Annotated in this window: 12 protein-coding genes and 2 pseudogenes; 11 read left to right on the top strand and 3 right to left on the bottom strand. The window is 73.2% G+C overall.

Features of this window, described 5'->3' with window-relative positions:
* Both G3I53_RS27865 and G3I53_RS27870 read right to left on the bottom strand, forming a co-directional pair.
* Positions 1-191 (bottom strand): annotated as a pseudogene (locus G3I53_RS27865) (hypothetical protein); the annotation flags it as partial.
* A gap of 147 nt (positions 192-338) precedes the next feature.
* Complete coding sequence (locus G3I53_RS27870) at positions 339-1,916, bottom strand: oxidoreductase (RefSeq protein WP_164338394.1); 1,578 nt, start codon at positions 1,914-1,916, stop codon at positions 339-341.
* 193 nt (positions 1,917-2,109) lie between these two features.
* Here G3I53_RS27870 and hisD point away from each other — a divergent pair, with 193 nt between their 5' ends.
* The 8 genes from hisD to hisF are packed head-to-tail and all read left to right on the top strand — an operon-like array spanning position 2,110 to position 7,872.
* On the top strand, positions 2,110-3,450 hold the full coding sequence (gene hisD, locus G3I53_RS27875) for a histidinol dehydrogenase (protein ID WP_343239718.1): 1,341 nt from the start codon (positions 2,110-2,112) through the stop codon (positions 3,448-3,450).
* The gene (locus G3I53_RS27880) at positions 3,447-4,589 is read left to right on the top strand and encodes a histidinol-phosphate transaminase (protein WP_164338393.1); all 1,143 of its coding nucleotides are present in this window, start codon (positions 3,447-3,449) and stop codon (positions 4,587-4,589) included. Before hisD ends, G3I53_RS27880 begins: the two co-directional genes overlap by 4 nt.
* Entirely contained in the window at positions 4,586-5,179 is a 594-nt protein-coding gene (gene hisB, locus G3I53_RS27885) for an imidazoleglycerol-phosphate dehydratase HisB (RefSeq protein WP_164338392.1), read from the top strand. Before G3I53_RS27880 ends, hisB begins: the two co-directional genes overlap by 4 nt.
* Positions 5,176-5,334: a hypothetical protein gene (locus tag G3I53_RS33465; RefSeq protein WP_031103094.1), complete on the top strand. Its 159-nt coding sequence runs from the start codon at positions 5,176-5,178 to the stop codon at positions 5,332-5,334. The genes hisB and G3I53_RS33465 overlap by 4 nt, the downstream gene beginning before the upstream one ends.
* A 1-nt stretch (position 5,335) precedes the next feature.
* On the top strand, positions 5,336-5,977 hold the full coding sequence (gene hisH / locus G3I53_RS27890; RefSeq protein WP_164338391.1) for an imidazole glycerol phosphate synthase subunit HisH: 642 nt from the start codon (positions 5,336-5,338) through the stop codon (positions 5,975-5,977).
* A 4-nt stretch (positions 5,978-5,981) separates the two neighbouring features.
* Complete coding sequence (priA, locus tag G3I53_RS27895) at positions 5,982-6,707, top strand: bifunctional 1-(5-phosphoribosyl)-5-((5-phosphoribosylamino)methylideneamino)imidazole-4-carboxamide isomerase/phosphoribosylanthranilate isomerase PriA (protein WP_164338390.1); 726 nt, start codon at positions 5,982-5,984, stop codon at positions 6,705-6,707.
* Entirely contained in the window at positions 6,704-7,108 is a 405-nt protein-coding gene (locus G3I53_RS27900) for a Rid family hydrolase (protein WP_164338389.1), read from the top strand. Before priA ends, G3I53_RS27900 begins: the two co-directional genes overlap by 4 nt.
* Positions 7,105-7,872, top strand: coding sequence for an imidazole glycerol phosphate synthase subunit HisF (hisF, locus tag G3I53_RS27905; RefSeq protein ID WP_164338388.1), 768 nt, complete (start codon positions 7,105-7,107; stop codon positions 7,870-7,872). The genes G3I53_RS27900 and hisF overlap by 4 nt, the downstream gene beginning before the upstream one ends.
* A gap of 12 nt (positions 7,873-7,884) precedes the next feature.
* Here hisF and G3I53_RS27910 read toward each other — a convergent pair whose 3' ends face one another.
* Positions 7,885-8,520, bottom strand: a complete 636-nt coding sequence (locus tag G3I53_RS27910) for a TIGR03085 family metal-binding protein (RefSeq protein ID WP_164338387.1) — start codon at positions 8,518-8,520, stop codon at positions 7,885-7,887.
* Between the two features lie 152 nt (positions 8,521-8,672).
* Between G3I53_RS27910 and hisI the strand changes: the two genes are divergently transcribed.
* The 3 genes and pseudogenes from hisI to G3I53_RS27925 all read left to right on the top strand — a co-directional run.
* Positions 8,673-9,065 (top strand): phosphoribosyl-AMP cyclohydrolase, encoded by a 393-nt coding sequence (hisI, locus tag G3I53_RS27915; protein ID WP_203592350.1) that lies wholly within the window; start codon positions 8,673-8,675, stop codon positions 9,063-9,065.
* Positions 9,066-9,076: 11 nt separating this feature from the next.
* Positions 9,077-10,579, top strand: coding sequence for an anthranilate synthase component I (locus G3I53_RS27920; RefSeq protein ID WP_164337408.1), 1,503 nt, complete (start codon positions 9,077-9,079; stop codon positions 10,577-10,579).
* Between the two features lie 41 nt (positions 10,580-10,620).
* Positions 10,621-10,811: pseudogene (locus tag G3I53_RS27925) on the top strand (TIGR02234 family membrane protein); the annotation flags it as partial.

Genomic DNA, 10,811 nt, shown 5'->3' on the forward strand with positions numbered 1-10,811 from the left:
GCGTGGTCCCCGGCCGCGGCGCCGACCAGCGCCGCGCCCAGCACGTCGTCGGGCGCGTCGAGCAGCACCTCGTCGTCGTCCGGCAGCACGACGGCTCCGGCGGAGGGGGGCGCGGGACGCCGGAACCACCTGAGCCCGCGGATCCGGGACGAACGGGTGAAGCCGTGCAGCGAGGTCATGGTGTCGACCATTGAAAGACCGCAGGTCACAGCGGCGCCACCCCCTGCGCCGAAGTCGCGGAAGGTTGTACGCCGCACAGTCAAGGGGCGGCAAAATGGCACCCCTGCGGCACCACCCGTTCCCCGTGGCCCCGCGTCCGGCGCGCGCGGGGGCGCCGGTCAGTGGCGCCGCAGTGTGCGGGTGGCGCCCGCCGCGACCGTGGTGGCCAGGATCCAGCCCAGCAGGATGAACGCCGCCGCCAGCCACTGCCAGCCGCCCCGCAGCTGCCAGAACCCGACCTGCCCCAGGTCGATGACCGGCAGCAGCAGGTCGAGGGCGAACAGCGACGGGTTCCAGGCCGGGTGCTCCCCGCTCTTGATCGGCGGGTGGTGGGCGTGGGCGAAGGCCCAGGTCCCGCCCGCCCAGAGCACGGCCATCCACACGGCGGCCCGGCCCGGCCGGTACCCGTAGGCGACGGTCCAGTCCTGGGCGTACCCCCAGAGCTTGGCCGCCACCGGCTGGCTCTCGCGGCGGCGGCGCTGCTTGGCGAGCAGCACCTCGCGGGCGTCCTCGTCCTCGCCGCCCTCCCGCAGGACCGCGGCCAGCCGCTCGTAGGGCTCCGGGTTGTACTCGGCGCTCGCGGCGGCCACCCACCGCAGCCGCATCCGGAGCGGGAACGGCCCGCGCGGGACCAGGTTCTCGTAGGCGAAGCCGCCCATGTGCAGCCGGCCGGGGCCGGGCCAGCTGTCGGCGCGGTCCATCAGGTTGACCACCCGCGCCCCGGACAGCACCACCCTGCCGCGGGCCGGCCGCTCACCGAGGAAGCGCAGCTCGGACGTCTGCACCCGGCGCAGCGACAGCTCCTGGTCGTCGGTGAGGACGAACCGGGCCCGCTCGAAGTCGACCGCGTCCCCGAACCGGCCGTCGTCCAGGCGTATGCCGCCCCGGCAGTCGAAGCGCTGGATGCGCGTGCCGCGCGCCGGGGTCATGCCGCTGCGCGCCTGGGAGCCGAGCCCCGCGGGGGTGAGGTACAGCGAGCGTTCGACGGTCAGCTGCGGTGCGTTCAGCGCGAGCCGGGCGTGCGGGTTGTTCAGGCGGGCGCCGCGCAGGCTCAGCGAGACACCTATCTGCGCGCTGCGCAGGCTCAGCTCGCCGTGCGACTCCAGCATCTCCGCCGTCAGGTCCTGGCCCACCGTCATGCCGTCCGCGGCGATCGAGCGGCCGCTGCGGTCCCGGTGCACGACGGCCTGGTTGAGCAGCAGGTCCGTGCCGATCCGGGCGTCGGTGAGCCGTATGCCGCCCAGGAACCGGCAGCGCGGCAGGTGCAGGTCGCCCTCGGTGTGCAGCCGGGCCGCCTCAAGCCGGGGGACCGAGCAGTCCACCAGCCGCACCGTGGTGAAGCGGGCCTCCGGCAGCAGCACGTCCCGCTCGAAGCGGCACCCGCGCATCTCCAGGTACGGCACCACCACACCGCCCGCCAGGTCCAGCGTGCCGCTGATCCGCACCCCCACCAGCTTCAGCGAGGAGACCCGGCCGGTCAGCGCGGGCGGGCCGTCCAGCAGCAGCCAGCACACGACCCGCGCGCGGACCGTCCGCTCCGGTCCCCAGGGATGCACCCCGTGCGGGTCGTCGACGCCCGGGTCGCCGCTGCTCAGGTCGTAGACACTGCCGTTGCGGAAGGCCTGCCACATGCCCGCCTCCACGGGTGTCAGGTCCTCCGGCGTCTCTCCGCTGCGCGGCCCCGCCCCCTCGGTCACGGCTTTCCCCTCCCTCCCGCATACTCGCCGGTTCGGTCCTTCGTACAACCGGTGATGCCCGATACGGTGACGGGTTGAACACGGAACGTGAGATGAATGTGGTTCGCGTGTGCGGACGGTCACCGGAAGCGACCTGTATCAGCCATTGGAACGGGCGCACGGCCCCGGACGCGGGTCTGAGAGAATTGGTCCCGTGCTGCAACATTCCTTCCTGGCCCGAATCGATCTGCGTGGTGACGCCCTCCCCGAGGGCCCCGCGCTGCGCGACCTGCTGCCGCGCGCCGACTTCGACGTGGCGACCGCCCTGGACAAGGTGCGGCCGATCGCCGAGGCCGTGCATCATCGGGGCGACGCCGCGCTGATCGACTTCGCCGAGAAGTTCGACGGGGTGCGTCTGGAGTCCGTCCGGGTCCCGGCCCGGGCGCTCGCCGACGCCCTGGAGGGGCTCGACCCCGCCGTGCGCGCGGCCCTGGAGGAGTCCATCCGCCGCGCCCGGACCGTCCACCGCGAGCAGCGCCGCACCACCCGCACCACCCAGGTCGTGCCCGGCGGCACGGTCACCGAGAAGTGGGTCCCGGTCGACCGCGTGGGGCTCTACGCGCCCGGCGGCCGGTCCGTCTACCCGTCCTCCGTGATCATGAACGCGGTCCCGGCCCAGGAGGCGGGCGTCCCGTCGATCGCCCTCGCCTCCCCGGCCCAGGCCGGCTTCGGCGGGCTGCCGCACCCGACGATCCTCGCCGCCTGCGCCCTCCTCGGCGTCGACGAGGTGTACGCGGCGGGCGGCGCCACCGCCGTCGCGATGTTCGCGCACGGCACCGAGTCCTGCCCGCCGGCCACCATGGTCACCGGCCCCGGCAACATCTGGGTCGCCGCCGCCAAGCGCTACTTCACCGGGAAGATCGGCATCGACGCCGAGGCCGGTCCCACCGAGATCGCGATCCTCGCCGACGCCACCGCCGACCCGGTGCACGTCGCCGCCGACCTGATCAGCCAGGCCGAGCACGACCCGCTGGCCGCGGCCGTCCTGGTCACCGACTCCGTCGAGCTCGCCGACGCCGTCGACGAGGAGCTCACCCGGCAGGTCGCCGCCACCAAGCACATCGACGACCGGATCGTGCCGGCCCTGTCCGGCAAGCAGTCCGCCACCGTCCTCGTCGACGGCATCGACGAGGGCCTGCGCGTGGTCGACGCCTACGCCGCCGAGCACCTGGAGATCCAGACCGCCGACGCCGCCGCGGTCGCCGAACGCGTGCGCAACGCGGGCGCGGTCTTCGTCGGCCCCTGGGCCCCCGTCTCCCTCGGCGACTACGCGGCCGGCTCCAACCACGTCCTGCCCACCGGCGGCTGCGCCTGCCACTCCTCGGGCCTGTCCGTCCAGTCCTTCCTGCGGGGCATCCACATCGTCGACTACGGCCGGGACGCGCTGGCCGACGTCGCCCACCACGTGGTGACCCTGGCGGAGGCGGAGGACCTGCCCGCGCACGGCGCGGCGATCAAGGCGAGGTTCGGCTGGAAGGTACCGACGAGCAAGTGACCACCACCATCGACGATCTCCCCGTACGGGACGAGCTGCGCGGCAAGTCCCCCTACGGCGCGCCCCAGCTGGACGTGCCGGTACGGCTGAACACCAACGAGAACCCCTACCCACTGCCCGAGCCGCTCGTCGAGAGCATCGCCGAGCGGGTCCGCGAGGCCGCCCGGAACCTCAACCGCTACCCGGACCGGGACGCCGTCGAGCTGCGCACCCGGCTCGCCGCCTACCTCACGGACACCTCCGGACACCCCGTCGGCGTGGGCAACGTCTGGGCCGCCAACGGCTCCAACGAGGTCATCCAGCAACTGCTGCAGACCTTCGGCGGGCCCGGCCGCACCGCGATCGGCTTCGAGCCGTCGTACTCGATGCACGCCCTGATCGCCCGGGGCACCGGCACCGGCTGGATCTCCGGACCGCGGGGCGCCGACTTCTCCGTCGACCTCGCCGCCGCCGAGCGGGCGATCGCCGAGCACCGCCCCGACGTCGTCTTCGTCACCACGCCCAACAACCCCACCGGCAACGCCGTCCCGGCCGACACGGTCCGCGCGCTGTACGACGCGGCGCAGGCCGCCAGGCCGTCGATGGTGGTCGTGGACGAGGCGTACGTCGAGTTCAGCCACGGCGACTCGCTGCTGCCGCTGCTCGACGGCCGGCCGCACCTGGTCGTCTCCCGCACCATGTCCAAGGCGTTCGGCGCGGCCGGACTGCGCCTCGGCTACCTCGCCGCGCACCCCGCGGTCGTGGACGCCGTCCAGCTCGTCCGGCTGCCCTACCACCTGTCGGCGGTCACCCAGGCGACCGCCCTGGCCGCCCTGGACCACACCGACCTGCTGCTGAAGTACGTCGAGCAGCTGAAGGCGGAACGGGACCGGCTGGTCACCGAGCTGCGCGCCCTCGGGTACGAGGTGACCGAGTCGGACGCGAACTTCGTCCAGTTCGGCCGGTTCCCCGACGCGCACGCCGCCTGGCGCAGGATCCTCGACCGGGGCGTCCTGGTCCGGGACAACGGAGTACCGGGACACCTGCGGGTCACCGCGGGCACCCCGGCGGAGAACGACGCGTTCCTCGACGCGGTCCGTGACAGACAGTTGTTGACGGGGGACACCCCCACGTCCTCCCCGAAGGAGCAGAGCGCATGACCCGCGTAGGACGCGTGGAACGCACCACCAAGGAAACGACCGTCCTCGTCGAGATCGACCTCGACGGCACCGGGAAGACCGAGATCTCCACCGGTGTCGGCTTCTACGACCACATGCTCGACCAGATCGGCCGGCACGGTCTGTTCGACCTGACCGTGAAGACCGAGGGCGACCTGCACATCGACTCGCACCACACCATCGAGGACACCGCCCTCGCGCTGGGCGCCGCCTTCAAGCAGGCCCTCGGCGACAAGAAGGGCATCTACCGCTTCGGCAACTGCACGGTGCCCCTCGACGAGTCCCTCGCCCAGGTCACCGTCGACCTCTCCGGCCGCCCCTACCTCGTGCACACCGAGCCCGAGAAGATGGCGCCGATGATCGGCGAGTACGACACCACGATGACCCGGCACATCCTGGAGTCCTTCGTGGCCCAGGCCCAGGTCGCGCTGCACGTCCACGTGCCCTACGGGCGCAACGCGCACCACATCGTCGAGTGCCAGTTCAAGGCCCTCGCCCGTGCCCTGCGCTACGCCAGTGAGCGCGACCCGCGGTCCGCGGGCATCGTGCCGTCCACGAAGGGCGCCCTGTGAACGGCCTGTCCACCCTCCTGATCGTCGTCGGCCTGTTCTTCGTCGGCGGCGTCATCTCCTTCATCAAGCAGGGGCTGCCCAAAGGCGTGACCGCGGTGCTCGGCATCGGCGCCGCGCTGTGCCTCCTCGCGGGCGTCCTCAGGCTGGAGGTGTGACGTGAGCACCACCAAGAAGGTGGTGGTCTTCGACTACGGCTTCGGCAACGTCCGCTCGGCCGAACGGGCCCTCGCCCGCGCCGGGGCCGACGTCGAGATCACCGGCGACTACGACCGGGCGATGAACGCCGACGGGCTGCTGGTCCCCGGCGTCGGCGCCTTCGCCGCCTGCATGAAGGGCCTCAAGGAGGCCCGCGGCGACTGGATCGTCGACCGCCGGCTGGCCGGCGGGCGCCCCGTCATGGGCATCTGCGTCGGCATGCAGATCCTCTTCGCCCGCGGCATCGAGCACGGCGTGCGCACCGAGGGCCTCGACGAGTGGCCCGGCTCCGTCGAGCCGCTGAAGGCCGACGTCGTGCCCCACATGGGCTGGAACACCGTGGACGCGCCGGAGGGCTCCGAGCTGTTCGCCGGCCTGGACCGGGACGCCCGGTTCTACTTCGTGCACTCCTACGCCGTGCACGACTGGTCCTTCGAGGCCCAGAACCCGGCGATGCGCCCGCCCGCGGTCACCTGGGCCACCCACGGCGAGCGCTTCGTGGCCGCCGTGGAGAACGGCGCCCTGTGGGCCACCCAGTTCCACCCCGAGAAGTCCGGCGACGCCGGCGCCCAGCTCCTCACCAACTGGATCGGAACCCTGTAGCGACATGGCCAAGCTCGAACTCCTCCCCGCCGTCGACGTCCGCGACGGCCAGGCCGTCCGCCTCGTGCACGGCGAGTCCGGCACCGAGACCTCCTACGGCTCCCCGCTCGACGCCGCCCTCGCCTGGCAGCGGGCCGGCGCCGAATGGCTGCACCTGGTCGACCTGGACGCCGCGTTCGGCACCGGGAACAACCGGGAGCTGATCGCCGAGGTCACGGCCGCCATGGACCTCAAGGTGGAGCTGTCCGGCGGCATCCGCGACGACGACACCCTGGCCGCCGCGCTCGCCACCGGCTGCACCCGCGTCAACCTCGGCACGGCCGCCCTGGAGACGCCCGAGTGGGTCGCCCGCGTCATCGCCGAGCACGGCGACCGGATCGCCGTCGGTCTGGACGTGCGCGGCACCACCCTGCGCGGCCGCGGCTGGACCCGCGACGGCGGCGACCTGTACGAGACGCTGGAGCGCCTCGACAAGGAGGGCTGCGCCCGCTACGTCGTCACCGACATCGCCAAGGACGGCACCCTCCAGGGCCCCAACCTGGAGCTGCTGAAGAACGTGTGCGCCGCCACCGACCGCCCGGTCGTCGCCTCCGGCGGCGTCTCCTCGCTGGACGACCTGCGCGCCATCGCCGGCCTCGTCCCGCTCGGCGTCGAGGGCGCCATCGTCGGCAAGGCCCTGTACGCCAAGGCGTTCACCCTGGAAGAGGCGCTGGAGGCCGTGGCCCGATGACATCCGATGCCGTGCGGCGCGTGCAGAGCCGGAACCCCTACGAGGACACCTTCGGCTTCGCACGGGCCGTCGCGGCGGGGGACCGCGTCCTCGTCGGGGGCACCACCGCCTTCCGGGGCGACGTGCTGCACGGCGAGGGCGACCCCTACGAACAGGCCAAGGAGGCCTTCACCCTCGCCCTGGAGGCGATCGGTGAGTTCGGGCTCGGCCCCGGGGCGGTGATCCGCACCCGGGTGCACCTCGCGCACTCCCGGGACATCGACGCCGCCGGCCGCGCCCACAAGGAGCTGTTCGACCCGGTGCGCCCGGTCACGACCTTCCTCGTGGTGGAGGGTTTCGTCGACTCGCGCGTGCTGGTGTCGGTGGAGATCGAAGCATTCAGAGGAGCCGTGGACTCATGACCCTGGCGGTCCGAGTCATCCCCTGCCTGGACGTGGACAACGGCCGGGTCGTCAAGGGCGTGAACTTCCAGAACCTGCGGGACGCGGGCGACCCCGTCGAGATGGCCAAGGTGTACGACACCGAGGGCGCCGACGAGCTGACGTTCCTGGACATCACCGCCTCGTCGGGCAACCGCGAGACCACCTACGACGTGGTCCGGCGCACCGCCGAACAGGTGTTCATCCCGCTCACGGTGGGCGGCGGCGTCCGCACCGCCGAGGACGTGGACCGGCTGCTGCGGGCGGGCGCCGACAAGGTCGGCGTCAACACCGCGGCGATCGCCCGCCCGGACCTCATCCGGGAGATCGCCGAGCGCTTCGGCCGCCAGGTCCTGGTGCTGTCGGTGGACGCCCGCCGCACCCCGGCCGGCTCGGACGGCCCCGCCTACGAGGTGACCACCCACGGCGGCCGTCGCGGCACCGGCATCGACGCCGTCGAGTGGGCCCACCGGGCGGCCGAACTGGGCGCCGGCGAGATCCTGCTCAACTCCATGGACGCCGACGGCACCAAGGACGGCTACGACCTGGAGATGATCACCGCGGTCCGGGGGCACGTCACGGTCCCGGTGATCGCCTCCGGCGGCGCCGGCCGGCTCGACGACTTCGCTCCCGCCGTCGAGGCCGGCGCGGACGCGGTCCTGGCCGCCTCCGTCTTCCACTTCGGCGACCTGCGCATCGGCGAGGTCAAGGACAGCCTGCGCCGGGCGGGCCACCCGGTCCGCTGACGCCGGCCGGGCTCAGATGCCGAGCTGCTTGGTCTCCCGCAGCTTGGTGATCGCGTCGGCGTCGCCGTCCAGGTCCACCTTGGCGGCGCTCTGCCGGCCGTAGGCGAACAGCACCAGCTCGGACGGCTCGCCGGTCACCGTCACCACCGGGGTGCCCCGGTGGGCGACGACCGTCTGGCCGTCCGGGCGGCGCAGCACCAGACCCGTCGGCACCGAGCGGCCCATCAGCCGGGCGGTGCGCTCCAGCCGCGACCACAGGGCGTTCTGGAACACCGGGTCGAGCTCCCGCGGCGACCAGTCCGGCTGCGCCCGGCGGACGTCCTCGGTGTGCACGTAGAACTCGACGATGTTCGACATCTCGTCGACCTGTTTGAGGTTGAAGGGCGAGAAGCGGGGCGGGCCGGTACGGATGAGCTGGATCAGCTCCTCGTACGGCTTGGCGGTGAACTCCGCCATCACCCGCTCCAGACGGGGAGCGAGCTGCTTGACCAGCATCCCCCCGGCGGCGTCGGGGCGGCGCTCGCGCACCACCACATGGGCGGCCAGGTCCCGGGTCCGCCATCCCTCGCACAGGGTGGGCGCCTCGGGCCCGGCGGTCTCCAACAGATCGGCCATGAGAAGTCGTTCACGCTTGGCATGGGTCGACATGACAGTCAGCCTACGGCCGGCCACGCGCCGCGCCCACCTGTCGCCCTCCCACCCGGCCGGGCCCGGCGGCCGCCGCGGGGCGCGGCCCGCGCGTGTGACCTCCCTGTGGACGCATGCCGTGCCGGCCCGCCCGGCGCGGCACAATGGCCCCCATGACCAGCACGTCCCGGCCCAGCCCGCTCGCCCCCGAGATCGCCGCGCGCCTCAAGCGGACCCCCGACGGCCTCCTGCCCGCCATCGCCCAGCAGTACGACACCGGAGAGGTGCTGATGCTGGGCTGGATGGACGACGAGGCGCTGCACCGCACCCTCACCACCGGCCGCTGCACCTACTGGTCCCGCAGCCGCGGCGAGTACTGGGTCAAGGGCGACACCTCCGGCCACGTCCAGTGGGTGCGGTCGGTCGCCCTGGACTGCGACGCCGACACCCTGCTGGTCAAGGTCGACCAGGTCGGCGCCGCCTGCCACACCGGGGCCCGCACCTGCTTCGACGCCGACGTGCTGCTGCGGGACGGCGATCACCGCGTCCCCGGCTCCGGTCAGTAGGGTCAGCCGTCATGGACCTCGAGACGTTCCGCAAGCTGGCCACCGACCGCCGCGTCATCCCGGTCACCCGCAAGCTGCTCGCCGACGGCGACACACCGGTGGCGCTCTACCGCAAGCTGGCCGCCGAACGGCCCGGCACCTTCCTGCTGGAGTCGGCGGAGCAAGGGCGCTCCTGGTCCCGGTACTCCTTCGTCGGGGTCCGCAGCGCCGCCACCCTCACCGAGCGTGACGGCCGGGCCCACTGGCAGGGCACCCCGCCGGTCGGCGTCCCCGTCGAGGGGGACCCCCTGGCCGCCCTGCGCGCCACCCTCCAGACCCTGCACACCCCGCGCGACCTCGCCGACGACCTGGGCCTGCCGCCCTTCACCGGCGGCATGGTCGGCTACCTCGGCTACGACGTCGTGCGCCGCCTGGAGAAGGTCGGCGCCGGCGAGCGCGACGGCACCGACCCGACCAGCGTGCCCGAGCTGACCATGCTCCTCACCAGCGACCTCGCCGTCATGGACCACTGGGAGGGCGCCGTCTGGCTGATCGCCAACGCGATCAACCACAACGACCTGGAGACCGGCGTCGACGAGGCGTACGCCGACGCGGTGGCCCGCCTGGACGCCATGCAGGCCGACCTCACCCGGGCGGTCGCCCAGCCCCCGGCCCTCCTGCCGCCCTCGGAACTGCCCGCGTACACCGCCCGGTGGGGCGGCGAGGAGTTCCAGGCGGCCGTCGAGGACATCAAGGAGCGCATCCGGGCCGGCGAGGCCTTCCAGGTGGTCCCCTCGCAGCGCTTCGAGACGCCGTGCACGGCGACCGCCCTGGACGTCTACCGGGTCCTGCGGGCCACCAACCCGTCGCCGTACATGTACCTGTTCCGCTTCGACGGCTTCGACGTGGTCGGTTCCTCCCCCGAGGCACTGGTGAAGGTCGAGGACGGCCGCGCCCTGGTCCACCCCATCGCCGGCACCCGCTGGCGGGGGGCGACCCCGCAGGAGGACCAGGCGCTCGCCGACGAGCTGCTCGCCGACCCCAAGGAGCGGGCCGAGCACCTGATGCTGGTCGACCTGGGCCGCAACGACCTCGGACGGGTCTGCGAGCCCGGCTCGGTCGAGGTCGTCGACTTCATGTCGATCGAGCGGTACTCCCACGTCATGCACATCGTCTCGACGGTGACCGGGCAGGTCGCGTCCGGCCGCACCGCCTTCGACGTGCTCACCGCCTGCTTCCCCGCGGGCACCCTGTCGGGCGCGCCCAAGCCCCGGGCGCTGCAGATCATCGACGAACTGGAGCCGTCCCGGCGCGGCCTGTACGGCGGCGCCGTCGGCTACCTCGACTTCGCCGGCGACTCCGACACGGCCATCGCCATCCGCACCGCCCTGCTCCGCGAGGGCACGGCCTACGTGCAGGCGGGCGCGGGAATCGTCGCCGACTCCGACCCCGTCGCCGAGGACACCGAGTGCCGCAACAAGGCGGCGGCGGTGCTGCGCGCCGTGCACACCGCGAACCGGCTGGGAACGCCCTGAGCCGAACCCCGGGTGACACATCGCCCGGGGTTCGCGCGATAGTGGAGGGCGTGACTGCTGTACCTCACCCCCGTTCCGAAGCCGCCGGCCCCTCCCGGGCCGGCCGCCGCAGCCTCGCCCTCGCCCTGCTGAGCGGCGCCGCGGGCGCGGCCGTGGCCCTGCTCGCCACCCGGCAGCAGTGGTCGGAGGGCACCGCGACGGTGGCCGGCGGCGCCTTTCCCCTGACCGCCCG

The organism is Streptomyces sp. SID14436, assembly GCF_010548465.1.
Lineage (GTDB): Bacteria > Actinomycetota > Actinomycetes > Streptomycetales > Streptomycetaceae > Streptomyces.